Source organism: Halorussus aquaticus (genome assembly GCF_024218795.1).
Lineage (GTDB): Archaea > Halobacteriota > Halobacteria > Halobacteriales > Haladaptataceae > Halorussus > Halorussus aquaticus.
The window spans coordinates 148,085-172,972 of sequence record NZ_CP100400.1 but is presented as its reverse complement, the minus strand read 5'-3'; the positions used below and the strand labels follow the sequence as shown (position 1 = coordinate 172,972).

The 24,888-nt window shown below is 65.2% G+C and carries 23 protein-coding genes; 11 read left to right on the top strand and 12 right to left on the bottom strand.

Features of this window, described 5'->3' with window-relative positions; genetic code table 11:
* Window positions 1-1,374 (bottom strand): hypothetical protein, encoded by a 1,374-nt coding sequence (locus tag NGM06_RS00855; protein WP_254268489.1) that lies wholly within the window; start codon window positions 1,372-1,374, stop codon window positions 1-3.
* Window positions 1,375-1,540: 166 nt separating this feature from the next.
* Here NGM06_RS00855 and NGM06_RS00850 point away from each other — a divergent pair, with 166 nt between their 5' ends.
* Together NGM06_RS00850 and NGM06_RS00845 are read left to right on the top strand one after the other, a co-directional pair.
* Window positions 1,541-2,545: a DUF7972 family membrane protein gene (locus NGM06_RS00850; protein WP_254270057.1), complete on the top strand. Its 1,005-nt coding sequence runs from the start codon at window positions 1,541-1,543 to the stop codon at window positions 2,543-2,545.
* Window positions 2,546-2,611: 66 nt separating this feature from the next.
* The gene (locus tag NGM06_RS00845; RefSeq protein WP_254268488.1) at window positions 2,612-3,073 is read left to right on the top strand and encodes a desampylase; all 462 of its coding nucleotides are present in this window, start codon (window positions 2,612-2,614) and stop codon (window positions 3,071-3,073) included.
* A gap of 145 nt (window positions 3,074-3,218) precedes the next feature.
* Here NGM06_RS00845 and NGM06_RS00840 read toward each other — a convergent pair whose 3' ends face one another.
* Window positions 3,219-3,521 carry a DUF7977 family protein gene (locus NGM06_RS00840; RefSeq protein WP_254268487.1) on the bottom strand — a complete coding sequence of 101 codons (303 nt, stop codon included), beginning with the start codon at window positions 3,519-3,521 and terminating at the stop codon, window positions 3,219-3,221.
* Entirely contained in the window at window positions 3,518-4,564 is a 1,047-nt protein-coding gene (locus NGM06_RS00835; RefSeq protein ID WP_254268486.1) for a zinc-binding dehydrogenase, read from the bottom strand. The genes NGM06_RS00840 and NGM06_RS00835 overlap by 4 nt, the downstream gene beginning before the upstream one ends.
* Window positions 4,565-4,739: 175 nt before the next feature.
* Here NGM06_RS00835 and NGM06_RS00830 point away from each other — a divergent pair, with 175 nt between their 5' ends.
* A complete protein-coding gene (locus NGM06_RS00830; protein ID WP_254268485.1) occupies window positions 4,740-5,399 on the top strand; it encodes a MogA/MoaB family molybdenum cofactor biosynthesis protein in 660 nt (219 codons plus the stop codon).
* A gap of 98 nt (window positions 5,400-5,497) precedes the next feature.
* On the opposite strand, the gene NGM06_RS00825 is transcribed toward NGM06_RS00830, so the two are convergent.
* The 3 genes from NGM06_RS00825 to NGM06_RS00815 form a co-directional block, all read right to left on the bottom strand.
* Window positions 5,498-6,082, bottom strand: a complete 585-nt coding sequence (locus NGM06_RS00825; protein ID WP_254268484.1) for an NUDIX hydrolase — start codon at window positions 6,080-6,082, stop codon at window positions 5,498-5,500.
* 95 nt (window positions 6,083-6,177) lie between these two features.
* Window positions 6,178-7,608 (bottom strand): MATE family efflux transporter, encoded by a 1,431-nt coding sequence (locus tag NGM06_RS00820; RefSeq protein WP_254268483.1) that lies wholly within the window; start codon window positions 7,606-7,608, stop codon window positions 6,178-6,180.
* Window positions 7,605-8,210 (bottom strand): TetR/AcrR family transcriptional regulator, encoded by a 606-nt coding sequence (locus NGM06_RS00815; protein ID WP_254268482.1) that lies wholly within the window; start codon window positions 8,208-8,210, stop codon window positions 7,605-7,607. The genes NGM06_RS00820 and NGM06_RS00815 overlap by 4 nt, the downstream gene beginning before the upstream one ends.
* A gap of 277 nt (window positions 8,211-8,487) precedes the next feature.
* On the opposite strand from NGM06_RS00815, the gene carB reads away from it, so the two are divergent.
* Entirely contained in the window at window positions 8,488-11,697 is a 3,210-nt protein-coding gene (carB, locus tag NGM06_RS00810) for a carbamoyl-phosphate synthase large subunit (RefSeq protein ID WP_254268481.1), read from the top strand.
* A gap of 35 nt (window positions 11,698-11,732) precedes the next feature.
* Here carB and NGM06_RS00805 read toward each other — a convergent pair whose 3' ends face one another.
* Window positions 11,733-12,917 carry a hypothetical protein gene (locus NGM06_RS00805; RefSeq protein ID WP_254268480.1) on the bottom strand — a complete coding sequence of 395 codons (1,185 nt, stop codon included), beginning with the start codon at window positions 12,915-12,917 and terminating at the stop codon, window positions 11,733-11,735.
* A 149-nt stretch (window positions 12,918-13,066) separates the two neighbouring features.
* Here NGM06_RS00805 and NGM06_RS00800 point away from each other — a divergent pair, with 149 nt between their 5' ends.
* Entirely contained in the window at window positions 13,067-13,876 is an 810-nt protein-coding gene (locus NGM06_RS00800) for a helix-turn-helix transcriptional regulator (RefSeq protein ID WP_254268479.1), read from the top strand.
* A 118-nt stretch (window positions 13,877-13,994) separates the two neighbouring features.
* Here the strand turns inward: NGM06_RS00800 and NGM06_RS00795 are convergent, their stop codons facing one another.
* Window positions 13,995-14,270 (bottom strand): hypothetical protein, encoded by a 276-nt coding sequence (locus NGM06_RS00795; RefSeq protein ID WP_254268478.1) that lies wholly within the window; start codon window positions 14,268-14,270, stop codon window positions 13,995-13,997.
* A gap of 60 nt (window positions 14,271-14,330) precedes the next feature.
* Window positions 14,331-14,687, bottom strand: coding sequence for a DUF5802 family protein (locus tag NGM06_RS00790; protein ID WP_254268477.1), 357 nt, complete (start codon window positions 14,685-14,687; stop codon window positions 14,331-14,333).
* Between the two features lie 323 nt (window positions 14,688-15,010).
* Here NGM06_RS00790 and NGM06_RS00785 point away from each other — a divergent pair, with 323 nt between their 5' ends.
* The 3 genes from NGM06_RS00785 (at window position 15,011) to NGM06_RS00775 (ending at window position 17,949) form a co-directional block, all read left to right on the top strand.
* Window positions 15,011-15,658, top strand: coding sequence for a DUF1405 domain-containing protein (locus NGM06_RS00785; RefSeq protein ID WP_254268476.1), 648 nt, complete (start codon window positions 15,011-15,013; stop codon window positions 15,656-15,658).
* 116 nt (window positions 15,659-15,774) lie between these two features.
* The gene (locus NGM06_RS00780; RefSeq protein WP_254268475.1) at window positions 15,775-17,028 is read left to right on the top strand and encodes a kinetochore protein SPC24; all 1,254 of its coding nucleotides are present in this window, start codon (window positions 15,775-15,777) and stop codon (window positions 17,026-17,028) included.
* 93 nt (window positions 17,029-17,121) lie between these two features.
* Window positions 17,122-17,949 (top strand): ArsR/SmtB family transcription factor, encoded by an 828-nt coding sequence (locus tag NGM06_RS00775; protein WP_254268474.1) that lies wholly within the window; start codon window positions 17,122-17,124, stop codon window positions 17,947-17,949.
* A gap of 69 nt (window positions 17,950-18,018) precedes the next feature.
* Here the strand turns inward: NGM06_RS00775 and NGM06_RS00770 are convergent, their stop codons facing one another.
* On the bottom strand, window positions 18,019-18,516 hold the full coding sequence (locus tag NGM06_RS00770) for a DUF8526 domain-containing protein (protein WP_254268473.1): 498 nt from the start codon (window positions 18,514-18,516) through the stop codon (window positions 18,019-18,021).
* Window positions 18,517-19,929: 1,413 nt separating this feature from the next.
* Here NGM06_RS00770 and NGM06_RS00765 point away from each other — a divergent pair.
* The 3 genes from NGM06_RS00765 (at window position 19,930) to NGM06_RS00755 (ending at window position 23,246) form a co-directional block, all read left to right on the top strand.
* On the top strand, window positions 19,930-20,694 hold the full coding sequence (locus tag NGM06_RS00765; RefSeq protein ID WP_254268472.1) for a hypothetical protein: 765 nt from the start codon (window positions 19,930-19,932) through the stop codon (window positions 20,692-20,694).
* A gap of 382 nt (window positions 20,695-21,076) precedes the next feature.
* Complete coding sequence (gene gatD / locus NGM06_RS00760) at window positions 21,077-22,324, top strand: Glu-tRNA(Gln) amidotransferase subunit GatD (protein ID WP_254268471.1); 1,248 nt, start codon at window positions 21,077-21,079, stop codon at window positions 22,322-22,324.
* A gap of 1 nt (window position 22,325) precedes the next feature.
* A complete protein-coding gene (locus tag NGM06_RS00755; protein WP_254268470.1) occupies window positions 22,326-23,246 on the top strand; it encodes a GNAT family N-acetyltransferase in 921 nt (306 codons plus the stop codon).
* Here NGM06_RS00755 and NGM06_RS00750 read toward each other — a convergent pair.
* Window positions 23,243-24,478, bottom strand: coding sequence for a DUF7972 family membrane protein (locus tag NGM06_RS00750; protein WP_254268469.1), 1,236 nt, complete (start codon window positions 24,476-24,478; stop codon window positions 23,243-23,245). The genes NGM06_RS00755 and NGM06_RS00750 overlap by 4 nt on opposite strands.
* 128 nt (window positions 24,479-24,606) lie before the next feature.
* On the bottom strand, window positions 24,607-24,882 hold the full coding sequence (locus tag NGM06_RS00745) for a ubiquitin-like small modifier protein 1 (protein WP_254268468.1): 276 nt from the start codon (window positions 24,880-24,882) through the stop codon (window positions 24,607-24,609).
* Window positions 24,883-24,888: the final 6 nt, after the last annotated feature.

The following is a 24,888-nucleotide window of genomic DNA, read 5'->3' as shown; positions in this document are numbered from 1 at the left end:
CTACGCCCGGTCGTCTCCGTCTTCCTCGTTCCCGTACTCGCCGTCTCCGTCCTCGTTCGTCCCGGTCACAGACTCGGCGAGGCGCTCCGCGGTGTCGGCCCGACCGGCCGCCGTGATTCGGACCGTCGCGCCGTCGCGCTCGACGACGTAGTGGACGCTGGGCGCGTGGTCACTCGCCGGGACGAACAGCGTCTCGTCCGCCGAGCGCGCGCCACGTTCGTCCAGCATCGCTCGCCACGCGTCGGCGAACTCGCGGGCCTCGCGTTCGCTCTCCCAGACCGTCACCCAGTGAGTCGCCGGTCCCGCCGCACCGGCGGCGGCGTAGTAGTACATCCGGTCGTTGGCCCACCCCTCGGCGACGCGGGCCGCCCGGTCGAACGACAGACCGTTCATCCGGAGCGAGTGACGCACGACCAGTTCGCCGACGGTGTCGGTGTGGTACTGGGTCAGCTTCTCGGACTCGGGAATCTCCGGAGCGTCGGGAAGCGGCGCGCGCTCGTCTCCCTCCGTCGGATGGAGCAGTTCGGCCGTCGAGTCGGGCGGGCGCTCGATGGCCGCCGTCCGGTCCGCGGGTGAACTGCCGGTCCGCTCGTAGAACTCGTAGCCGTAGTAGTAGGGCGTCCCCGCGACGCTGTGCGGCCACGCCGCCCGGTCCAGCGTCCGGTTGTAGTTCGCGACCGAGTAGTTGCCCCCGCCGTGGCGGCGGACGTACTGCTCGGTCACCCACATGGCGTCACCCTCGACCATCGCGGTGGTGACGAGGCGGGAATCGGTCGTCCAGCGCGAGAACTGCGCCCGGAACTGCGAACGCGAGGGCGTCAGCAGTTCGTGCTGGAACTGGAGGGCGTGGACGAACTCGTGGGCCAGCACCACGTCCTGCGTGAGACCGTACTCGGTCAACTGCGAGTCGTTCAGCAGGTAGATGTGGACGGCGGCCTCCCGTTCGACCGTGTAGCCGAGGGGACTCCGGCGCTCGGTGGACGCGTTCGAGTACAACTGGAGCGCCTCGGCTCCGACCGGTCGAATGGACCCGAACGCGTCGCGCATGTCGTACCCCTCGCCGTTCTCGGGGTCGTACTCGTGGAGCGTGATTCCCTGCGTCGCGTCGAGGCCGCGGAGTCGCTCGACCCGGTTCAACACCGTCGCCGGGTCGTAGTCCGGGGTGAACCCCTCCGTCTCGATTTCGACTGTCCCGTCGCTCGACTCCTCGTCGGTAAGGCGTCCGTCCGCCACTCGTTCGCCGGGTGGCCCGACCCGGTCCGATGCGGTTCCCGCGCTCTCCACTCCCGAGGTCTGGTCGGCCGCCGCCGGGGTCGCGCCCGCGAGTGCGAGCAGGACCGCCAACGCGAGGGCCACCCTGACTCCCCCTGCCATGCACCCACGCACGTGCCGAGACGGCAAAAGGCCCGCGGGTATTTCCGTCGTCCTCCCGTATCCGAGCGCACATGTCCGCCAGCGGAACGTCTGGGGCGATACCGTGACGGGGCGTGACGAGACGAGAACGGACGGGTCGGGCGACGACTCGCAACCGAACGACACGATGCGCGAGCGGGCCGACGAGAGTCGGGTGAAACTCTGGCTACTGTTGGGGGCCAATCGGTGGAGCGTCGCCGGTGCGTTGCTCGCGGTACTGTTCGTCGCGATGGTCGCGCTCGGCGTCCTCGACCCCTCGCCGCTCCAGCGGTCGGTCGCGGTCTCCGACCCCACCGAGACGCTGTTTCAGGCGTACGTCACCGCCATCGTGACGGGAGTGACGCTCGTCGTAACGCTGAACCAGTTGGTCCTCTCGCAGGAACTCGGCCCGGTCGGCGACCAGCGAAACCGGATGCAGGACGCGATGGCGTTCCGAGAGGATGTGGAGGACGTTCTCGACGCGCCCGTGACGCCGCCCGAACCTTCGGCGTTCATGCGGGAACTGGTCGAGGAGACCCGCTCGCGCGCCACGGCCCTCCGTGACGACATTGCCGACAACCCCGACGCGGACCTGCGAGACCAGACGACGGACTTCGTCGGCGAACTGCAGGCGAACGCCGACGCCGTCAGCGACCGACTGGCCGACGCCGAGTTCGGGAGCTACGACATGCTGTCGGCGGTGCTGGACTTCAACTACTCGTGGAAGATTTTCCGCACGCGGAGCCTCCGCAACCGCCACGCCGACTCGCTGACCGACGACGCCGAGGCCTCCTTTGAGGACCTCGAAGAGGTACTGCGGTTCTTCGCTCCCGCGCGCGAACACTTCAAGACGCTCTACTTCCAGTGGGAACTGGTCGACCTGTCGCGGGGGATGCTCTACTCGGCGGTCCCGGCGCTGGTCGTGGCCTCGTCGATGATCATCTACTACGACGCGCGGGCGGTCCCCGGCGCGACGCTCGGCGTGAGCAACGACGTGTTACTGACCAGTCTCGCCGTCACCGTCTCGGCGGTCCCGTTCATGCTACTGCTGTCGTACATCCTCCGCATCGCCACCGTGGCGAAGCGAACGCTGGCTATCGGGCCGTTCGTCCTCCGCGAGGTGGACCAAGACGACCGACCCGACGCCGATTGAGAGCGTCGGGGGACCGGGAACCAGCACTTATCCCGTCGAGCCACGAACCGTAAACCCAGAAGCCCCGTGCCGACAGACGAGTCCGACTCACCCACCGTCGTCGTCCCCCGGTCCGTCCGCGAGGAGATTCTCGCACGCGCGCGAGAGGGCGCACCCGAGGAGGTCTGTGGTATCCTCGCGGGGACTCGGGACGAGACCGACCACCGCGTCGAGACCAGCCATCCGGCCGAGAACGTCGCGGAGACGCCCCGGACGCGATACGAAATCGGCCCGCGTGAGCAGTTGGCACTGATGGAGGAAATCGAAGACGCGGGCCGGGAAGTGGTGGGGTTCTACCACTCGCATCCGCGAGGTCCGTCGCGGCCGAGCGCCACCGACGCCGCGCAGGCGACGTGGCCCGACCGGTCGTACCTCGTCGTCTCGCTCGGGAACGACGCGGGGGAGTCCGCGGTGTCCGTAGAGTCGTGGCGCTGGACCGGCGAAGAGTTCGTCGCGGAGTCAGTTCGCGTGGAAACTGCGGAGTCGTAGGTTCTCTGGGGTACGTTTGGCCTCGTAACCGAACCACCGGCCGTGGACGAACCCCCGTAGTCGCATCGCTGCGTTCTTCGAGCAGATCGAATACACGAGATAACGATATATAGAATCCGAGGTCGGGCGAGAAGAGCGCGAGCGCTCAGTCACTCCGCTGGGCCGACCAGACCGCGGTCGCACCGAGCAGAATCGCCGGAATCATCGGCAGGACGAGGTAGGCGAACTTGTACGGGCGGACCGGCGGCAGGAACAGCATCGTCGCCGGAATCACCAGAAAGCAGACGACGATGACGCCGACCAGCACCCACCCGCGCCAGTCCCACTCCTCGCGGCCGCGCTCGACCGGCGCGGTGGGGTCCGAGAGGTCGGTCTCCTCGTCGGTCTCGCGGCCGCCGCGGCCCTCGTCCACGTCGCCCGGGCGGTGCGTGTAGGTGTCTTCGGTCATCCGTCGTACTCGCTGTCGGGCACGACGACGACCTTGCCGAAGCCCTCGCGCTCTTCGAGCAGTTCGTGGGCACTGGCCGTCTCGCTCATCGGCAGGGTCTCCCGGATTCGCGGCTCGAAGGTGCCGTCCCAGACGAGTTCGAGGACGTCGTCCACCTCGCCGGGGTTCGCCATGGTCGAACCGATGACCGAGAGCTGGTTCCAGAAGATGCGGTTCAGACTCGCGCCGGGGTTCGGTCCGGTGGTCGCGCCGCAGGTGACGACGCGCCCGCCCTTGGCGAGACTCTTGATGGAGTCCGGGTAGGTCGCCGCGCCGACGTGGTCCACGACCATGTCCACGCCGCGCTTCCCGGTCAACTCCCGGATTTCGGCGGCGAAGTCGTTCGCGTCGTAGTTGATGGTGTAGTCCGCGCCGACCTCTTCGGCGTACGACAGTTTCTCGTCCGAGGAGGCGGTGGCGTACACCTCGGCCCCGGCGTAGTCGGCAATCTGGACCGCGGCGTGGCCGACGCCGCCCGACGCGCCGAGGACCAGCACCTTCTCGCCCGCGTCGAGGTCGCCGCGGTTCAGCAGCATCCGCCACGCCGTCTGGAAGACCAGCGGCGCGGCCGCCGCCGTCTCCCACTCGACGCCCGTGGGGACTTCCACGAGGTTGTCCTCGGGAACCGCGGCGCGCTCGCCGTGGACGCCCCGGACGTGTTCGCCGATGATGTGGTAGTTCACGCACAGCGAGTACTCGCCGTCGCGGCAGAACTCGCACTTCCCGCAGTAGACGCCCGCCGAGACCGCCACTCGGTCGCCCGGTTCGAACCGGGTCACGTCCTCGCCGACTTCGAGGACGACGCCCGCCGCGTCGCTTCCGGGGACGTGGGGCATGTCGAGGTCCAATCCGGGCAGGCCCTTGCGCGTCCACACGTCGAGGTGGTTGAGCGCGCCCGCCTTCACGTCTACCAGTACCTCGTCGCGGTCCGGCGTCGGGTCCGGAAACTCGTCGTACTCGATGACGTCACGGTCTCCGTGTTCGCTGAACTGGACAGCCTTCATACCTACGACGTGGGTTTCGCGGGGTAAAACTGTACCTCAAGCGGCCGAGGTTTCGGGGTCTGTCCGGACGACTTCGCAGTATTCCCGGCGTCGGCGTTTTCGAGAGGAGTTAGAAGAGCGACAGGAGAGGCGCTCACGGCGTTGATTTAAGGGGCTGTCTGTCAAATACTCACGCATGGTCGATTTCCAATCGCGCGACACGCGGCGCGGACACGACGAGGACGACCGAGACCCGGCCGAATCGTCCGAGGGTGCCCGCGACGACGAGGAGGGCGCTCGGGGCGAGGACGGCCACGGGGACGGCGGTCACGGAGACGACGCCGACAGCGCGGACCACGACCATCACGCCCACGACGTGGACTCGCTCGGCGTGGCGGTCGTCACCGTCTCGTCCTCGCGGAGTCTCTCGGACGACCCCGCGGGCGATGCAATCGTCGAGGTACTCGAAGACGAGGGTCACAAAGTGGTCAGCCGCGACCTCATCGGCGACAGCTACGACGGGGTGCAGGGGTCGCTCGACGGACTGGTCTCCCGGGACGACGTGGACGTCGTCGTCACGACCGGTGGGACCGGCGTGACACCCGACGACGTGACCATCGAGGCGGCGCGCCAACTGTTCGACAAGGAGTTGCCCGGGTTCGGCGAACTGTTCCGGTCGCTCTCGTTCGAGGACATCGGCACGAAGATCGTCGGCACGCGCGCCACTGCGGGAGTCGCCGACGGCGTGGTCGTCTTCTGCCTGCCGGGGAGCGAGAACGCCGCGAAGTTGGGTGCCGAGCGGATAATCGTGGAAGAGGCCGGGCATCTGGCCGGACTGGCTTCACGAGACGAATAATCGCACCGACACCCGGCGAATAGCTGACTCCCGCTCGACGAGTGACCGATTTCACATCCGGCGGCGAGTAACCGACAGAACGTCGAAGAACTGCAGTTCTACTCGAAGTCCCGCCGCATCGCGATCTGGAACCACGGGCAGAGTCGCAGTTGGCGGTACCACTCGGGATGCTCGTGGAGGCGCTCGTAGGGGACCCACATCAGCCCGGCGACCTCCTCCTCGTCGGGGTCGAGCGAGAGGTCGTCCAGCGTGAGTTTGAGGACCGCACAGACCTCGTGTTCCACGCCCGCGTTCTCGAAGTAGCGCTTGTACTCGAACCGGTCGGTGACGCGCAGGTCGTCGTACTGGTCGGGGGTGACGCCCAGTTCCTCTTCGAGGCGCTGGCGGGTGGCCTCCTCCTGACTCTGTCCCTGCACGGGATGGGAGGCCACGGTGCCGTCCCACCACGTGCCCCAGAGGCGTTTGTCGGGGGCGCGCTGGGCCAGCAGGATGTTGCCGTCACCGTCGAACACGAGCGACGTGAACGCTCGGTGGCGGATTCCGTCGCCCGTGTGGGCTTCGAGTCGGTTGACCGTCTCCTGTGCCTCGTCGTCCGCGTTCACCGCGACGACGTGCTGGCGCGCGTTCTCGTGGTCCTCCGGCGTGGGCGTGCTGGCGTCGGATGCCGTGTCGTCCGTACTCATTGGTTGGGAATTGCGGGGGGTAGGTAAAACCGTCTTCGATAGTTCGCCGCAGTTCGCGCAGCGTGACGCCGGGCGAACCGACCGTCAGTCGTCAGTCAGTCGTCGCCCGGGGCGGGTCCGGGTCCGCGAGTGAGGTCGGCGTCGCGCCACGTCCCGCGCTGGAACCAGACGTACGCGACCGACGCGCCCACGACGTTCGTGAGGGCGAACGAGAGCCAGATGCCGTCGGACCCGAGCGCTCGCGCGCCGAACCACGCCAGCGGGAGGCGGAGGACGCCGAACGCCCCCACCGAGATGGCGGCGGCAGTGAGCGTCTTGCCCGCGCCGCGGAAACTCCCGTTGTAGGCGCGCATGATACCCATGAAGCCGAAGGTCGGCGCGACGTAGCGCATGAATGTCGCGCCGATGGCAACCACGTCCGCGTCGGTGGTGAACACCCCGACGATGGGTTCGGCCCAGAGCCAGCCGACGACGCCGACCGCCGAGAGGACGACGAACATCGCCTTCGCGGCGAACAGGCTCGTCGCGGCCGCGCGGTCGTAGTTGTTCGCGCCGACGTTCTGGCCGGACATGGTCTCGACGCCGCGCGCGACCGCGATGGCGGGCATGAAGACGACCGAGAGCACCCTCGTGCCGATACCGAACGCCGCGACGACCGGCGTCGAGAACATCCCCACGACCAGCAGCATGAGGTTGATGGAGAGCGCGCGGCCGGTGCCCTCCACCGACGCCGGGAGACCGATGCGGACGATCCGCTTGGCGAACTCGAAGTTGGGCCGCATGTCTCGGAGGTTGATTTCGACGCCGCGGATTCCGGCGAACATGATACCGAGTCCGGCCACGAAGGCGAGCGCGCGCGAGAAGATGGTGGCGTACGCCGCGCCTTCGAGACCCATCCGCGGGAACACCCACCAGCCGAAGATGAGGAACGGGTCGAGGACGATGTTGAGCAGGACCGAGAAGAACATCACGACCATCGGCGTCACGGTGTCGCCGTAGCCCCGCATCAGCGAGATGAACATCAGGAAGCCGAACATGAACACCAATCCGAGCGAGATGACCCGCATGTAGGCGACCGCCAGCGGGTAGACGTCGGGTTCGGCCCCGAAGAACAGCAGGAGGTCGTCGACGACGAAGTACCCGGCGACCCCCAGCAGTATCGAGACGACGACGGCGAACGCGACGGTCTGGGACGCGGCGTACTCGGCGTCGCGTTCGTTGCCCGCGCCGACGTTCTGGGCGACCATGACGCTGCCCGCGACCGACAGCCCCATCCCCAGCGAGATGAGCAGGAACACCATCGGGAACCCGAAGCTGATGGCCGCGAGCGCTTCGGTACTGTACTGACCGACCCAGAAGGTGTCGGCGAGGTTGTACGCGGTCTGGAACAGGTTGGTGACGACGATGGGAATCGAGAGCAGGACGAGCGGTTGTGCGATGCCGCCCTCCGTGAGGTCGAGGCTCTCTTGGTCGAACGCACGCGCGAGGAGCCGTCGCGTCTGCGCGAGTCGGTCGCGGACGCTCACCGTTCGGCCTCCGCGAAGGAATCGGTGGCGAGTACGTTCGACTCGACGTAGCGTTCGAGCGTGCGCCGGGTCCGTTCGGTGGACCGACCGACCGCGACGCTGCGGGTCTGCGCGCCGTTGCAGACCGTCACGAGGAAGTCCGCCGTCTCCTCGGCGTCGAGGTCCGCCCGGAAGTCGCCCGAATCGACGCCCGCCGCGAGGACCGCGGCGAAGCGGTCGCGGAGCGCCCGGTCGAAGTCGTCGAGGCGAGCGCGGAACGCCTCGTCGTAGGGACCCTGCGCCTTCATCTCCAGCACAGCGGTCTTGAACTCCCGGTTCGGGGACTCCGCCGACGATTCGAGTACCGCGTCGAGAATGCCGAGCAGGCGGTCGCGCGGCGTCTCGCCCTCGACCGCGTCGAGCCGCGCGGTGAACGACTCCAGCAGGTCGTCGAGGAACGCGAGCAGCAGGGCGTGCTTGCTGTCGTAGTGGTAGTGGAACGCGGACTTGCTCTTCTCGGACTCGGCGGCGATGTCCTCCATCGTCACGTCCGCGTAGCCGTGTCTGCAGAGCGCCCTGTAGGTCGCCTCCATGATGTCGTCGGTGGGGGATTCGTCCGACATGCGAATCGAGTAACTACCGTAACTGACTGACTGGGCAGTCAAAGCGGTTGTGGTCGTCGGAGGGTGTGCTATTCGCCCCCGTTTCTCAGGGTTCGCTCTCGACGACAGTCAGGGCGTCCGTCTCTCCGCTTCTCCCGAGTCCGTCTCGCCGAGACGCGGTCTCGGACCGTCGCGGCGCGTGGGAACCGGTGCCAAATTCGAATTTCGAAATCTCGTTTCGGAAGTCGTAATCCATCGCCGGATTTATTACGATGAGCGAACTCCACACTACCAACCAATGACCGACGACAACGCAGGCGACGGACGGACCATCCTGCTCATCGGTAGCGGACCGATCCAGATCGGACAGGCCGCAGAGTTCGACTACTCCGGCGCGCAGGCCTGCCGTGCGCTACAGGAGGAGGGTGCGCGAGTCGTGCTGGTCAACTCGAATCCGGCGACCATCATGACCGACCCGGAGATGGCCGACGAGGTGTACATCGAACCCATCACGACCGAGGCCATCGCCGAGATTATCCGGAAGGAGAAGCCGGACGGCGTCATCGCGGGACTGGGCGGCCAGACCGGCCTGAACGTCACCGCGGAACTCTCCGAGGAGGGCGTCTTGGAGGAGTACGACGTGGACATCATGGGCACGCCGCTGGAGACCATCTACGCCACCGAGGACCGCGACCTGTTCCGCCAGCGCATGCACGAACTGGACCAACCCGTCGCGCGCTCGACCACCATCTCGCTGAACGACGGCGACGGCGACGACGAGGGCGAGACGGTCGCCGAGTTGACCGAGGACGACCTCCGCGAACGCGTCGAGGCCGCGGTCGAGGAAGTCGGCGGTCTGCCCGTTATCGCCCGGACGACCTACACCCTCGGCGGGTCGGGGTCGGGCGTCGTCTCCGACATGGACGAACTCGTCGAGCGCGTCCGCAAGGGCCTGCGCCTCTCGCGCAACAGCGAGGTCCTCATCACCGAGTCCATCGCCGGATGGGTCGAACTGGAGTACGAGGTCATGCGCGACGCGGGCGACTCGACCATCATCATCTGCAACATGGAGAACATCGACCCGATGGGCATCCACACCGGCGAGTCCACGGTCGTGACGCCCTCGCAGGTCATCCCGGACGACGGCCACCAAGAGATGCGCGACGCCGCGCTCGAAGTCATCCGCGACTTGGGGATTCAGGGCGGGTGTAACATCCAGTTCGCGTGGCGCGACGACGGCACCCCCGGCGGGGAGTACCGCGTCGTGGAGGTCAATCCCCGCGTCTCCCGGTCTTCCGCGCTCGCCTCGAAGGCGACCGGCTACCCCATCGCCCGCGTGACCGCGAAGGTCGCGCTCGGCAAGCGCCTCCACGAGATAGAGAACGAGATTACCGGCCAGACCACCGCGGCCTTCGAACCGGCCATCGACTACGTGGTCACGAAGGTCCCGCGCTGGCCCAAGGACAAGTTCCCGGACGTGGACTTCGAACTCGGTACCGCGATGAAATCGACCGGCGAGGCGATGGCCATCGGCCGGACCTTCGAGGAGTCGCTCCTCAAGGCCCTGCGCTCCTCGGAGTACGAACCCGGCGTGGACTGGGCCGAGGTCGACGACGAGACCCTCGAAACCGACTACCTCGAAGCGCCGACGCCCGACCGCCCGTACGCCATGTTCGAGGCGTTCGAGCGCGGCTACACCGTCGAGGACGTGGTGGACCTGACCGGCATCTACGAGTGGTACGTCGAGCGCTACGAGAACGTCGCCGAGGCCGTCGTCGCCGCTCAGGAAGGGAACTTCGAGCGGGCGGCCGAGACCGGCTTCACGAACCAGCAGGTCGCCGCGGTCGCAGGCGGCGAAACCGAGAGCGCGGCGAACGCCGCCCCGCGGAGTTCGAGCGGCGCCAGCGCGACCATCGACGACGTGGAGGCCACCGCGCCCGAGCGCGACTTCAAGCAGGTGGACACCTGTGCGGGCGAGTTCGCGGCTTCGACGCCGTACTACTACTCCTCGCGCAGTCCCGGCGCGGGACTCGGCCGCGACGAGGTGCAGGTAGACAGGGACGTCGAGAGCGTCGTCGTGGTCGGCGGCGGTCCCATCCGCATCGGACAGGGCGTCGAGTTCGACTACTGCTCGGTCCACGCGGTCCGCGCGCTCCGCGAGCAGGGCATCGAGGCCCACGTGGTGAACAACAACCCCGAGACGGTCTCGACAGACTACGACACCTCCGACGGCCTGTTCTTCGAGCCGATTACGGCCGAGGAAGTCGCGGACGTCATCGAGACAACCAACGCCGACGGCGTGATGGTCCAGTTCGGCGGCCAGACCTCGGTGGACATCGGCGAACCGCTCGAAACCGAAATCGAGCGCCGGGGTCTCGACTGCGAGATTCTGGGCACCACGGTCGAGGCGATGGACCTCGCGGAGGACCGCGACCGGTTCAACCGCCTGATGGACGACCTCGGCATCGCCCAACCCGAGGGCGGCACCGCGACCAGCGAGGCCGAGGCCCTCGACCTCGCTCACGACATCGGCTACCCGGTGCTGGTCCGTCCCTCCTACGTGCTGGGCGGCCGGGCGATGGACGTGGTCCACGACGACGAGGAACTCAAGGAGTACATCGAGGAGGCCGTCAGGGTCTCGCCCGACAAGCCCATCCTCGTGGACGAGTTCCTCGCGGACGCGGTCGAACTCGACGTGGACGCCGTGGCGGATGGCGACGACGTGCTAATCGGCGGCGTGATGGAACACGTCGAGTCCGCCGGGGTCCACTCCGGCGACTCGGCCTGCATGATTCCGACCCGCGCGCTGGACGACGAGACGCTGGGTCGGGTCCGCGAAGTCGTCGAGGACATCGCGGTGGCGCTCGACACCGTGGGCCTGCTGAACGTCCAACTCGCGGTGCAGGACGGCGAGGTGTACGTCCTCGAAGCCAACCCGCGCTCCTCGCGGACGGTCCCGTTCGTCTCGAAGGCGACCGGCGTCCCCATCGCCAAACTCGCCGCGAAGGTGATGGCGGGCGAGTCGCTGGCCGACCTCGAAGCACAGGAGCAGATTCCCGAGCAGGTCAGCGTCAAGGAGGTCGTCCTCCCCTTCGACCGCCTGCCGGGGAGCGACCCCCGTCTCGGCCCGGAGATGAAGTCCACGGGCGAGGTCATGGGCACCGCCGACACCTTCGGCAAGGCCTACGACAAGGCTCAGGACTCGACCGGCAAGCCGATTCCCGAGGGCGGAACCGCAGTCGTGGACCTCAGTGTGGACGGGTTCGAGGAGTACTACGACGTCGCGGAGTTCGACGACCTGACCACCGCGATTCAGCGCGGCGAAGTGGACCTGCTCGTGACCCGGAACCGCGACGCCCTCGAAACCGCAGTCGAGGAGGAGATCACGTACTTCTCGACCGAGGCGAGCGCCGCCGCCGCGCTGGAAGCGCTGGCGGCCAAGGACGAACCGCTCGACGTGAAACCGGTCGGCGACCGGCCCAAGCGGACCCGCGACTGGGGCAGGTAACCGAGGCCCCGACGCGAGGAACGGTCCTCGCGGACTCAGGTGTCCTTGTAGAACGTCGTCGAGGTCCACTGCTCGTGCCACCCGTCGCAGTCCTCGGTGAACCGACCTCTGACCTCGGCCTTGCTGATGTCCTTGTCGCCCATGCTCGGGTCGTGATCCTCCATGTCGCACGTGCTCGTCGGCTGCATGGCGAGCGTACTCTTTCGAACCGAGCCGTCACACTTGTCCTGCACGTCCCACTTCCACTGACAGTAGCCGTTGTACTGGGAGGACTGGTCGGTCCGCTCCATGGCGGGTTCGCTGTAGCTCCAGTTGACGCCGAAGGTGATGCCGGGACTCCACCCGAGGGTCGCGCTGATGCTGTAGGAGGTACTCACGCTACCGCCGTCGCTCGGCCCCGCGGGTTTCCAGAAGCCGTCGCCGACGTCGTGCCACGCCATCTGGGTCTCGTCCCAGCGGTGTTTGTTCCACGCCTTCTCGTTCTTCCACGAGCTACCGAAGGCCCGGTAGCCCGGCTCGATGGTCGTCGGCGAGTGGAGTCCGTGGAGCGACCCCTCCTCGTTGCCCGCCGTGTCTTGGAGCCAGTAATACGTGGAACTGACCACGCCGTACGGGTCGTTGGCGTACTCTATCTGGGTGTTGTACACCTGTTCCATGTTCTCCACGTCGTTGACGGTCCCGCCGACGCTCTGGGTAGTAACGTCGGCGTCGGACGCTTCGAGTCTCCGGGAGATGTCGCCGACTCGGTTCTCGAAGCGGTCGTGAATCAGGTCCTCCGCACGGGGTCCGGTTCGGCCTTCGGTGGCCTGTGCCCGCGCCGTCTCGGATTCGCTCGCCAGACCGACGTACGAACGGCCGACGCCGTCGGCATCGACTCCGTACGCGTACGCGACGACGGTTCCCTCTTCGGACGAGTCCGGCCCTTCCCCACCCGCCTCGGGTCGCGCTGCCGGGACCGCGTCTACGGTGTCGCCGGTGTTGCGCTCGTAGTCGGCGACTGCTCGCTCGCGCACGGTTCGGCGCTGTCGTTCCGAGACGGGGCTGTTCACGTTGCCGGTGGCGGCGTGAACGTCGGAGGCCTCGTTCGACCTGTTGCGAGCGGCCGTCACGGCGGTTCCGCTCGTGGCTACCGTCGCGAGACCGACCGCACTCGCCTTGAGAATCGACCGTCGTCCGGTCCGTCGCTCCGTCTCGTCGGAATCTTGATTTCGACCAAACATTTCATCCATATATTTATCCGGTGAAATAATATATCAACGGTCTGCTCCCCACTGCAGTTCGTTGCGACCCTGTAGCCCCGTGCAACTACAAAAGTTGTAAAATTCCTCATCTTACAAAACCTTATTTGAACCTAATTCGTTATGGTTGTATGTTCGAGGAACGTGGCCCGCGGGAAAAAGGGGTGACACCGTCCGGGCCATCCACAGACGACTTGATTCGGACGATGGCGAAAGCCGAGGAGTTAGTCGAGATGTTACGCGACGGTCCGAAGTACAAGCCGACGCTCGCCCGGGAGATGGGCGTCTCGAAGTCGACGGTCTACAACTGGGCGACCGAACTCATCGAATACGACGTGGTCCGACGAACGGACGAGGGGTACGAACTCACGCCGTTGGGCGAGCAACTCGCCCGACTGCTCTGCTACACGAGTCGCGTCTCGGCGCGGCTCTACGACGCGAAACCGCTTCTGCGGTCGCTTCCGAGCGAACACCACCCGCCGTCCCGCGCCCTCGTGGACGCCGACATCGTGGACATGACCGACAACCCGTACGCACCCCTCGAAACGCTCTTCGACTGGGTGCGTGCGGCCGACCGCGTCAGGGGATTCCCGACGATAGTCTCGGCGGAGAAGTTAGACGTTCTCGCTCGGAAACTCGATTCGGGCGAGATGACCATCAACGTCGTCGTAGAGACGGCAGACGTGGAACTCCTGAAACGCTGCGCGCCGAACGCGTTCTCGGACATCGTCGAAGGTGGAGAGGTCTACGTGACCGACCGCGAGATTCCGGTTCGACTGTTCGTCGCCGAGGAGCTATCGCCGCCGGTCGGTGTGGCGGTGTTGACCGACGACGGACACCTCGCGGTGTTCGCACGACTCCCGGGCGACGAGGCGGTCGAGTGGGGCCTCGACCTGTACGAACAGTATCGCGACGAGGCCACTCGTCTCACCTCGCCCTGAGAGAAGCACATCGACGCGGCCGAGACGGCGAGACGCGGTGCGCCCGGCCCGAAAGCAGTCCTTCGGACGACTGGTGGTTCTCGGCGACGCGTTTCGTCCGCTCCGTCCTGGGCGGGGTTCAAACGACAGTGAAACCGAGTAACCCGCCGACCAACAGCGCCGCGAGCGCGTACCACGGTTCCCGGCGAACCGTCCGTTGGGCGGCCGGTATCTTTCCGGAGTACTTCAGGCCCAGCGCCACGGCGACGAAGGCGGCGACGAACCCGATTGCCACGTCGGTTCGACCGATACCGTGAGCGTAACCAGCGAGGACGCCGACGACCGCACCGAGGATGGCGGCGTGAATCTCGGTGTAGGTCAGGGAGTTCTTCGATTCGAGGACCGATTTTGCCATAGACGGGTCTACGGCTACGGAACTTAAATTTGTTTTCGGGTACGTAAAATTAGTCGCGGTTCACGTTCCGACGCCGGTCGTCGTCTCCTGATAGCGGAGCAGTTGGTCCGCGCGGTCCGCTTTCGCCAGTAGGACCTCCTTGAGCGTCGGCGGGTTCCGGACGCGGGTGTCTTCGAGGAGGCGTTCGGGCAGCGCCAGCGTTCCCTCGGGAATCCCCTCGTCCCCGTGGACTGCGACGTGTCGCTGGTCTACCTTCATCACGAGCGGACTGTCGAGTCGTTCGATACCCTCACCAGAGGTGTACAACTGCTCGTTGATGCGCTCGTGTTCGTCACGGCGCATGACCGCCTCCTCCCGGTCGGACGGTTGGACGTACAACCGACCGAGGTAGTAGCCGCTCGAAAACTCCTCGAACATGGGTCGTGGTGTCATATACCACTACGTAGGCATAAACGTTACGTAAATATTTATATAGTAGGGCAATTCCACTTTTTAATGAGTTTCGACTTGTTTCGGGAGCGGGGCGTTCCGACACCGGCGTGGAGGGAGACAGGAAGGAGACGAGAGAGCAACGTCGACGATGAAAGTAGCCACCGAGAACGCAGAGACGGGAGACCGCACAGAAACACCCCAAACTGGATTCGACCGACCGCTGTCCCGCAAGTCGTTGGACTGACTTTCCGCTGCGTCGCCCGACTCGTCCGGGAAGACCTTAGTCGCTGGCGCTCCGCGTCCCCTGCATGGCGACGTTGGAGCGATACGCGCGTCGGTACCTCGAAGACGGACCCAATCTCGCGTGGTTGCTGGTCGTGAACGTGCTGGCGATACTCGTCGGCGTGCAGTTCTACGTCGAAACGCTACCCGAGGTTCCCGTCTACCTCTGGCCGTTCTACGCCGACTCGCCCGCCGCGCTGTTTCTGGTGACGCTGTCGCTGGTCACGCTCCTGCCGAACCTCGGTCGCTCGCTGGGCGACGCACCGCAGAACCGCGCGCTGGCCTACCTCCACACGCTGGCGTTCGCGTGGCTGGTCAAGTACGGTATCTGGACGTTCGTCTCGCTGAACCTCGGCTTCTCGGCGTACTTCGGACCGCCGTGGAACCCCGACGCCTTCTGGGCGTACTGGTTCATCATCGTGACTCATCTCGGGTTCGTGGCCGAGGCGTACCTGCTGCCGTACTTCGGCGCGACGACCCGCGGGGCGCTGGCCACCACGCTCGTGGCCCTCTTGGCGAACGACGCCATCGACTACCTGTTCGGGTTCCACCCGCCGCTCCGGTACGAACCCGGCCTACTGTTGCCCGCGGCGACCGTGGCGCTCTCCGTGCTGGCGGTCGCGGCCGCCGCCCGCGCGTTCGGCCGACTTTCGAGCGCCGACGGTAGCGTGTAGGCAGGTTCTAAGCCGATTTTAAACTCTAAGAACCGATTTGGGCCGTCGGAGTAATCACCGTGAACGGAGCGAACGAATGTCGCCCTTTTTAAGCCACGGGAGTATAGGACCAACCGATGAGCCCCTACCGAGCCGTCCTGTTGGCGCTGTTCGTCGTCGGCGGTGCGCTGACCGCCGCGGTCCCGGCGGGTGCAGTCGCCCCCGACGGATTCGACGCGACCGCAGTTGGTCTCGACGGTGACGCCGACGCCCGCACTATCGACGCGGTCGAATCCCGCGCTATCGACGCGGTCGAACCCCGCGCTATCGACGCGGTCGGAGACGGGGACGTGCAGGTGTCGGGGAGTCTCGCTACCGACGCGACCGAAGCGGATGTTCTCGTGAACGCCCAACGCGCCGAGAACAACTCCACCGACAACTCGTCGCTGGGTGCGGACATCTCGTCGTTCATGCAGTCGAGTATCGCGGAAGTCGGGGGTGCAGTCGAAACCGGCATGTGGTCCGCGTCGTTCAACGCCACCGAGAACGAGTCCAAGCAGGTTCGACTGGTCGAACGTCGAACCTCCGAACTCCGCTCGGAACTGCGCGACCTCAAGCAGCAGAAGGCCGAACTCGTCGCCGAGCGCGAGGCTGGCAACGTCAGCGAAACCGCGTACAAGGCGAAGATTAGCCGCCTCATCGGCCAGATTAACGCCCTCGAATCGTCCATCGATACGACCACGGCCCGCGCCAGACAGGTGAACGCCAGCGTCGAGACCCTCGGTACGCTCCGGGCCGAGACCGCCAACCTGACCGGTCCCGAGATCGCCTCGGTCGCCCGCAACGTGACCGGTGTCGGTAACGGACCCGGCGTCGGAAACGGCCAACGCGGTCCGCCGGGCGACCCGGGTAACGCTACTGACGTCGGCAACAACAGCAGTGTCGGCAACGGTAACGGTGTCGGAAACGGGAACGGCGTCGGTATCAGCGATGGCGACGGGAACGGGACCGACGTGGGAAACGGGAACGGCGTCGGTGACGGAAACGGTACGGCTGGCGCGGGTAACGGAAACGGGAACGGGAACGGTGTCGGTGACGGAAACGGTACGGCGGGCACGGGCAACGGAAACGGCACGGCGGGCGCGGGTAACGGCAACGGAAACGGCGCGGCGGGCGGCCGAGACGAGACCGGCAACCCGTCCAGTGGCGGTACCGATGTCGGAAACGCGAGTTCCGACGACGGTCCCTCGGTCGACCCCGGCACTTCGCCGACGGTCCGCGAGGTGGTCCGCGGAGCCACGGCGGCCCCCGGATTCGTCGGCCACGTCGAGACCGCGTTCGACGCCGGAACCGTCACTCCGGACGGCGCACTGACCGTGGCCACGGCGTGACGCGGTACGGCCCACCCTTCTTGACGCGACGTGCGGCCCAGACACGACCGAAAGACACGCTTTTGAGTACGCGATTCGTAGTCCGGATAGCGAATGGACTCCGCCGAGCTACTCGACATCCTCGGGAACGAGAACCGCAGGCGCATCCTCCGTCTGCTCTCGCGCAAACCCTGTTACGTCACAGAGATTAGCGAGTATCTCGGCGTCAGCCCGAAGGCGGTCATCGACCACCTCCGGAAGCTAGAGGACGCCGGTCTCGTCGAGAGTCGCACCGACGACCAGCGACGGAAGTACTTCAGTATCTCGCGCAACCTCCGACTGGAGGTGAGCGTCTCGCCCTACGAGTTCGGCATGAAGAGCGCGTACCCGGCGAGTACGAACCTCGACGCGAGTCGGTGGCGCTACGTCTCGCTCAACGTCCAACTCGACTCGTCCGACGCCGACTCCGACGAGGACGGACCGGGAGAAGACGCAGAGACGGGAACCGACGGAGAGGGGGCAGTCGAAGCAGACACCGACGACGGGCCGGTCGAAGCGGGGGACACCGAGGTCGGCGACGAAGTCACCGAGAGCGACGACCAAGACGACGAGGACACCGAGACGGTCGGCGAGGCCACCGCGCTCGCGGCGGAACTCGACGAACTCCAGCAACTCCAGCGCGAACTGTCGCTGGCCCAGCGGTGGGTCCACGGCCGCATCACCGACGTGCAGGACCGACTCGGCGACGCGGTGAACGGCGACGGGGAGGCCCGCCTCCGGGCGGACGTGCTGGCGGCCGTCGCGGGCGGCGCGACCACCGTCGAGGAGGTGTGTCGGGCGGTCGAAGCCCCCGGCCACGTCGTCGAACCGGCGCTCGCGGAACTGGCCGACCGCGGCTTTCTGGACCGCGACGAGGACGGGGAGTGGGTTCTGGCAGAGTAGCGAGGAGCGGACGCTGGTGGTGAGGTTCTCAGAGACGACTATCGCGTACCGAAGCGGTTCCTCGAAGCGTCAGATGTCGGTCGTCAGGCCGTCTCGGAGGTCGCCGCCGAAGTAGGCTCCGAGCGCGCCCGCCACGAGACCGGTCCCCGCGCCGAACGCCACGAGCGGAACGCCCATCCCGCCGAAGGCGGTCAGCGCGAAGTGGCCGAGCATCGCCGTGATTCCCGCCGCGACCGCACCTGCAGCGGCCGATTCGACGATGGTCGAGCGTTCGACCGCCAGTCCGAGGACGAACGCCGCGACGAACGCGCCGAGCAGTCCCGCGAGGTTGTCGAGGAACGGAAGCGGGATGAAAGCGTTCCCGGCGACCGTCCCGCCGCCGAGCAGGACGAGCGTGTAGAGGAACAGGCGCGGCGAGAAGAAGCCGACGGCGCGGTGTTTTGCGCGCTGGAGGAACGACGACGTTTCGGGCGACTGGGACTCGGCGTCCGCGGAGTCGTCACCGAGAACGTCGGTGAAGTCGTCCGCGACCGAGTCGCGCGTGCGCTGGTCGGAGCGCTGGGGCATACGGGAATGTGAGACGGCCGAGGTAATGGGTCTTTCCGTGACTCCGCTACTCGTGCGGTCGCCAAGTAGAGACGTGTTCGTGGTCTCACCGCGGTCTCGTCGCCTCGTCAACGAGCGATCGGAGCGTTTTCGGGGACCGAGACCGGCGCGTGTGTCCGGCCCGATTGGGGTTCAGCACGTCCCGCCACGTTCGCACCGCCGGGTTAAATTCGCCGAACTCTATCTCCGACGCCAGCGGCGTCACGTTCAAACTGAGTTGCTGCTATCGCTCCGCCGAGAACTCGGAGAGAGGCACCTTCGAGGTCCCGTTTCGACCGAGCGTTCGCGCCTTGATATCCTAGGAGACGACGACGCTCACGTCGCTGGCCGACAGCCGCAGATGCTCCGGGTTGGAGGTCCGCTCGCCGACCTCGGCGCGCAGGAGGACCCGCGACCGTTTGCGGTAGTCGTATTCCACGGTCGCCGCCGTAGGGCCGCTGAATTAGTACGCTTCACTAGTCCCGAGCAGGCCGACGAGTCCGAATCCGACGAGCAACCCCTGTTCGTCGCCGTTCGCCGCGGTTTCCGTGAAGAACAACAGGAGGCCCAGGAGACCGAGAACGGCGAGCAGAACCGGGAGATTGCTCCGTTCGGTCTCGGTCCGGTGAAACTACTTCCAATTGGTCGTGGCGACGAACGGACCGACGAGGCGACTGACCCACTGGCCGACGGGTTCGTGGCCGACCGAGGGGTTCCGACCATCCGGTTCGCGGATGGTGTACTTGAACACCTCCTGGCGAGTAATCTATTGGGCCTCCCGCTTTAGCGCCCGCACGAGGGTTCGGGGGTCCATCCCACGACAACGGTGTTCCGTAAAGACATGAGCGTCCCGCAGGTCCTGACGGTCGTAGTCACAGTTCGTCGTCCACAAGACCGTTTCTCGGACGGTCTTGACGGAGTGGTCCTGGTCGGCCAGCCAGCAAGTCGCGGCGTACCGAATACGGGGATTCGGACGACAAACAGGACCGCGTAGCTGAGGATGACGACGAAGTTCTAGAGAGGTCATTCGGGGTCCATCCCCGGAACGAAGTGCGAGAACGGACGTCAGGAACCGCGGTCCCCGAGAATCAGGTACATTAATTATATTACAATATGGAACACAGTTATTCTAACGTATTTTTGAGCTGCCATTCGGTCCGCGGCGCGCCGTCGCCGAACGCTGTCAGACCGGCGAGGGAGGGTTTTAGGAGAAGATGCTCCCCGTGCAGTGCTTGGCGTACAGGGGTATGTGAGATACTGAGGCGACTGATATCAAGTATATCTCTATTGATTAAAACACCATCCGGAACCCATATAACTTCAATATATGGTATGAATTTAATAGCTATTAGAATATAAATATATTTAAAGAGCTAGGAAATTATTATAAATGCAATGAGGAGAAGAACCAGACGAAGTGCGCTACGGGGTATCGGTGTTTCAATGGCATCTCTAGGATTTGTTAATCCAGTAAGCGCAAAAGAAGATGCAGGAAATACATCCAATAGTGAGTATAATTCTATCTCCACCAAAAACATAAAGAAGATCAGCAATCTTCAAAGCGATGGAAATGGTGGGATATTCGTTGTAGCAGTTGAAAAGAGAGAGCAAGACGTAGTTAAGACGGACTACTTTATCGCACTGGCGCAGTTATCAGAGAACCAGTATCGAATCAAGGAAACAACAGAAGAAATCTATAAATCCTTGTTAAATAACGAGGATAGCTTCATTACTACACAAGAGGCAGAAGACCTTGTCTACACAAAAGGGATAGATGCGATAAATAAGGGTCATATATCAATCGATTATACTGGCTACTGTAGTGAGTTTGGGACAGACAGTCACCATAAGCTTACAATGAGTATTGACTTTAAGGAAAAAATCAATGACATGGGATTAACCGCGGCAGGAGCAGTCGTTTCACTTTTCCTCGACACTAAAGCTAAGATAAAGGCGCTTGTGGTTCTCTCGGGCTACGGATTAGCAATGGTAACTCGTCATTCCGATGTTAGCTGGGTGTATCGAGAAGCTGACAACGGGCCGGGTGGTATTCCAGTAACTCATTCTTATGTAACCGGAGGCTACAAGGATTACGATTGGAAAAATATGAGTCAGTGGACGGACATTACTGGACACGTCGTTCCCAAATCACTCCCGTAATATTTTAACTAGCTATTCTTATCTTTTTATTCTTACCGAAGCGTTAATATTCATTAGATAGTTCCGTTCTGATATGGGAGTAGTTAAGTACCTATCAGAAGTAACCGACTACAGTAGTAAATGGTTGAAAATAAAGGTAGTGGTTTTAGCGACCATCATATCTCTTCTTATTTCTTCTAGAGTAATAGGTAAACTAACCGAATATTTTGGGTATCATTCCCCGATAGCAGGAGCGATAACGATCCTATTTTTCTACATCATATACGTATCGTTAAGTATTGCAGTAAATAGATAGTTGGACGGTCTTGACACACCACATCCACAAATAGAGGATAGGACTCGAAAAGATGGTTTCAAGTCCGGCGCGCCGGTACCTCGTAGTATGAATCCCGGCGACCGCGTCCGCGTCCAGCGGGCCGACCAGACCTACGAGGGCGTACTGCTCCCTTCCTCGACGAGCCAGAACCTCGTCGTCAAGTTGGAGGGCGGCTACAACGTCGGTATCGACAGGGCCGACGCCGACGTGGACGTCCTCGAAAGCGACGTGTACGACATCGAGGAGGGTGACACCGAGGAGTCCTCCGCGGTCGAGTTCGACCCCGACCTCCCGACGATATCGCTCATCTCCACCGGGGGCACCATCGCCTCGACGGTGGACTACCGGACCGGCGCGGTGACCGCGCAGTTCGACGCCGAGGACGTGTTGCGGGCGGTCCCGGACCTCGCGGGCCGAGCGAACTACCGCGGGCGCGTCGTCGCCAACATCCTCAGCGAGAACATGACCCCCGACGTGTGGCGCGACCTCGCGGAGGCCGTCCGCGAGGAGATAGAGGCGGGCGCGGACGGCGTGGTCGTGATGCACGGCACCGACACGATGCAGTTCACCGCGAGCGCGCTCTCGTTCATGCTCGACACGCCGGTCCCCATCGTCTTCACGGGGAGCCAGCGGTCCGCGGACCGGCCCTCCTCGGACAACGTGATGAACGCGGTCTGCGCCGTCGAGGCCGCCAAGGCCGACGCCGCGGAGGTCATGGTCTGCATGCACGCGACCGAGAGCGACGACGCGTGCGCGCTCCACCGCGGGACCCGCGTCCGGAAGAACCACACCTCGCGCCGCGACGCCTTCGAGACGGTCGGCGCGAAACCCCTCGGCGAAGTCGCGTACGGCGGCGAGGAGACCGAGGTTAGCTTCCGGCGCGACTACGCCGAGCGCGGCGAGACCGACCTCGACATCGCGCCGGAACTGGAGTCCGACGTGGAACTGCTGAAGTTCACGCCCGGCACGGACGAGTCGGTGCTCGACCTCGCGGAGGGCAAGGCCGGACTCGTCCTCGAAGGCACCGGTCTGGGTCACGTCCACTCGGAGTGGACCGACCGCATCGCGGAGTTGGTCGATTCGGGCACCACGGTCGTCATGACCAGCCAGTGCATCGAGGGTCGGGTCTGCGACCGGGTGTACGACACCGGCCGAGACCTGCTCGACGCGGGCGTCGTGGAGGGCGAGGACATGCTCCCCGGCACCGCGAAGGTCAAACTGATGTGGTCGCTGGCGAACAGCGACGACCCCGAGGCGACCGTCCGGACCCCAATCGCGGGCGAAATCACCGAGCGGTCGGTCCCGTGGGAGTGAGATGACGGGCGCGACGATTCAGTTGCGGGAGGCCCGCCACGAGGACTACGAAGAGATAGCGGCGTTCACGCAGAACACGTGGCCCGATCGAGAGGGCGGCGACTACATCCCGGACATCTACCACGACTGGATAGACGGCGACGACCGCCGGACCGTGGTCGCCGACGCGGGCGACGACATCGCGGGCGTCGTCCAGTGCGTCCTACTCTCGGACTGGGAGTCGTGGGGACAGGGGATGCGAGTCAACCCCGCGTTCCGCGGGCGCGGCGTCGCCAGTCGCATGACCGAAGACCTGTTCTCGTGGGCGCGCAAGCAGGGCGCGACCGTGATGCGAAACATGGTGTTCTCGTGGAACGTCCCCGGTCTCGGCCAGTCGCGGGCGACCGGCTACGACCCCGCCACGGAGTTCCGGTGGGCGCTCCCCGACCCCGACCCGGACGCCGACCCCGACGCCGAAATCACCGCCGACCCCGAGGCGGCGTGGCGGTTCTGGACCGGCGGCGACGCCCGCGACCACCTCCGGGGCCTCGCGCTCGACGACGTGGAGACGTGGGCGGTCTCCCAACTCACGCGCGACCACCTCCGGACCGCGGCCGACGACGGGGGCCTGTTCGTCGTGCAGGACGACGGGACGAGAGGGTTCACCCACAGGGTCCGGGAGTACGAGCGCCCGGCCGAGGACGCGGACGACGGCGGCGACGAGACCGACCGGTGGGTCGAGTACGGCGTGGGTGCGTGGGAGGACGCGGCCAGCGCGGACGCGCTGTTCGACGCCGTCGCCCGCGACGCCGCCGAGCGCGGGGCCGACCGCGTCCGGATGCTGATACCCGAGACGGTACGGGCGGTCAGCGACGCGGCGCTGTGCCGGGTCGAAGTCTCCGACGAACCCGACTTCGTGCTGGCGGCGGACCTCACGCGCTAGTCGTCTTCGGCGGTTCGCTCGTCGGCGCGCTCTTTCTCGGCCGCCCGTTCGTCCTCCTGTTCGTCGTCCGTGCGTTCGTCGGCGGTCCGCTCGTCGTGTTCCGTCGGGATGTTCGGGTCCGACACCTCCACGTCGTCCTCCTCCCAGTCGAAGTCCTCGAACTCGCCGCCCGGTTCGAGGATGAACGGACCGGAGGCGAGCGTCCGGAGCGTCACCGCCATCGCGCGGATGACGTACGCGGTGAGCATCAGGTACGGAACGAGCGCGATGGTGTAGGCGACGCTGACGAACACCATCAGCGGCGACAGCGTGAACAGCGACACCTGCGGGAAGAGGTTGGTGTCGAGCGCCAGCAGGACGTAGGAGGTGACGATGATGGCGGGCAGCGAGACGTACAGCAGTCTGCTCGACAGGTGGGCGAACTCGCGCTTGTAGTACAGCGACTTGAAGTACTCCCGGCCGGTGGCGAACACCTTCAGCGTCTCCACGATGTCCTCTATCGCCGCCTGCTCGTCGTCGTCCAGTCCCTCGCCGTACTTGCGCTGGAACCGGCGGGCGACGTGGAGTTGCCACGAGTAGTCGTAGTTCAGCCCCGCGAGCAGGACTCTGAAGGTGCCGAACTGGGCGTCGGTCAGCGTCTCGCCCGCGCGCTCGGCCTCGTCGGTGATGTTGTCCGAGAAGGTCTCGGCCTCCCTGCGGAACTCCTCGTCGTCGCTCCGGGCCGCGATGTCGGCGAGCGTCGAGGACTGCTGGTCGATTATCTTGAGGATGGCCCGGAGGAACTCGGCCGGACGCGCCGGACTCACGTCGCCCTCGATGAACTGCTCTATCTGCCCGCGATACTGAATCGAGGCGTCGATTCGCTCGCGCTGGTGTTCGATGTCGGTTATCTCCTCGGAGAGGACGATGGAGTTGATGGAGACGACCACCGAGACCAGCAGAATCATGCCGCTCAACAGCGTGTTGAACAGCGTCTGAACCGTGTTCGTGTCCTTGAGCAGCGCGTACACGTCCACCGGTCGAACGACCGACATCGCCAACAGGACGACGAGGACCGCGACCAGCAGGACCAGCGTGACGTGGGCGCGCTCGCCCCGCAGGAGGAACCAGTGAGCGACGCGCTCGCCGAGCGACGACGGTGCGCCCCGGTCGCCCGGTATCAGCGTGTCGAGCGAGCGATGCTCTGGCACCAACTCGTCGAGCGTGTCGTTTCCGGAGTCCCCCGACCCCATCTCCGTTACGAGTAACGGACCCCATCGTTAAGAACTTCTGGCTGCGACGACCCGGGGAGAAAGCGACGCCTCCCGGAGTTCAGGCGCTCCCTACGCCGGGGGCGCGAGGCGACTGGGTCCGGTCCGGGTCACCCGCCGCTGACCGGGGGAAACAGCGCGAGTTCGTCGCCGTCTTCGAGTTCGGTGTCGAGTCCGTCCTCGGTGTGGACGTTCGTCCCATTCCGGAGGACGTTGATGTGGTCGCGCAGGTCGCCGTCATCGTCGTAGATGCGCGCCTCGAGGTCCGGGTGTTCGGCGACCAGTTCCGCCAGCGCCGCGCCGACCGTCTCGCCGGGACCGGTCTCCACTTCCACCTGCTTCCCGCCCGCGATTTCGGCGAGGTCGGCGAACAACTTCCACTCCATGCCGGA

Excerpts from the sequence above, each read along its gene's own strand:
- NGM06_RS00775 (WP_254268474.1), top strand. The coding sequence starts at position 17,122 with ATGGACTCCGCCGAGCTACTCGACATCCTCGGGAACGAGAACCGCAGG.
- NGM06_RS00800 (WP_254268479.1), top strand. The coding sequence starts at position 13,067 with ATGTTCGAGGAACGTGGCCCGCGGGAAAAAGGGGTGACACCGTCCGGG.
- NGM06_RS00830 (WP_254268485.1), top strand. The coding sequence starts at position 4,740 with ATGGTCGATTTCCAATCGCGCGACACGCGGCGCGGACACGACGAGGAC.
- NGM06_RS00780 (WP_254268475.1), top strand. The coding sequence starts at position 15,775 with ATGAGCCCCTACCGAGCCGTCCTGTTGGCGCTGTTCGTCGTCGGCGGT.
- gatD (WP_254268471.1), top strand. The coding sequence starts at position 21,077 with ATGAATCCCGGCGACCGCGTCCGCGTCCAGCGGGCCGACCAGACCTAC.
- NGM06_RS00745 (WP_254268468.1), bottom strand. The coding sequence starts at position 24,882 with ATGGAGTGGAAGTTGTTCGCCGACCTCGCCGAAATCGCGGGCGGGAAG.
- NGM06_RS00835 (WP_254268486.1), bottom strand. The coding sequence starts at position 4,564 with ATGAAGGCTGTCCAGTTCAGCGAACACGGAGACCGTGACGTCATCGAG.
- NGM06_RS00850 (WP_254270057.1), top strand. The coding sequence starts at position 1,541 with ATGCGCGAGCGGGCCGACGAGAGTCGGGTGAAACTCTGGCTACTGTTG.
- carB (WP_254268481.1), top strand. The coding sequence starts at position 8,488 with ATGACCGACGACAACGCAGGCGACGGACGGACCATCCTGCTCATCGGT.
- NGM06_RS00825 (WP_254268484.1), bottom strand. The coding sequence starts at position 6,082 with ATGAGTACGGACGACACGGCATCCGACGCCAGCACGCCCACGCCGGAG.
- NGM06_RS00785 (WP_254268476.1), top strand. The coding sequence starts at position 15,011 with ATGGCGACGTTGGAGCGATACGCGCGTCGGTACCTCGAAGACGGACCC.
- NGM06_RS00770 (WP_254268473.1), bottom strand. The coding sequence starts at position 18,516 with ATGCCCCAGCGCTCCGACCAGCGCACGCGCGACTCGGTCGCGGACGAC.
- NGM06_RS00755 (WP_254268470.1), top strand. The coding sequence starts at position 22,326 with ATGACGGGCGCGACGATTCAGTTGCGGGAGGCCCGCCACGAGGACTAC.
- NGM06_RS00790 (WP_254268477.1), bottom strand. The coding sequence starts at position 14,687 with ATGTTCGAGGAGTTTTCGAGCGGCTACTACCTCGGTCGGTTGTACGTC.
- NGM06_RS00795 (WP_254268478.1), bottom strand. The coding sequence starts at position 14,270 with ATGGCAAAATCGGTCCTCGAATCGAAGAACTCCCTGACCTACACCGAG.
- NGM06_RS00855 (WP_254268489.1), bottom strand. The coding sequence starts at position 1,374 with ATGGCAGGGGGAGTCAGGGTGGCCCTCGCGTTGGCGGTCCTGCTCGCA.
- NGM06_RS00805 (WP_254268480.1), bottom strand. The coding sequence starts at position 12,917 with ATGTTTGGTCGAAATCAAGATTCCGACGAGACGGAGCGACGGACCGGA.
- NGM06_RS00840 (WP_254268487.1), bottom strand. The coding sequence starts at position 3,521 with ATGACCGAAGACACCTACACGCACCGCCCGGGCGACGTGGACGAGGGC.
- NGM06_RS00815 (WP_254268482.1), bottom strand. The coding sequence starts at position 8,210 with ATGTCGGACGAATCCCCCACCGACGACATCATGGAGGCGACCTACAGG.
- NGM06_RS00750 (WP_254268469.1), bottom strand. The coding sequence starts at position 24,478 with ATGGGGTCGGGGGACTCCGGAAACGACACGCTCGACGAGTTGGTGCCA.
- NGM06_RS00765 (WP_254268472.1), top strand. The coding sequence starts at position 19,930 with ATGAGGAGAAGAACCAGACGAAGTGCGCTACGGGGTATCGGTGTTTCA.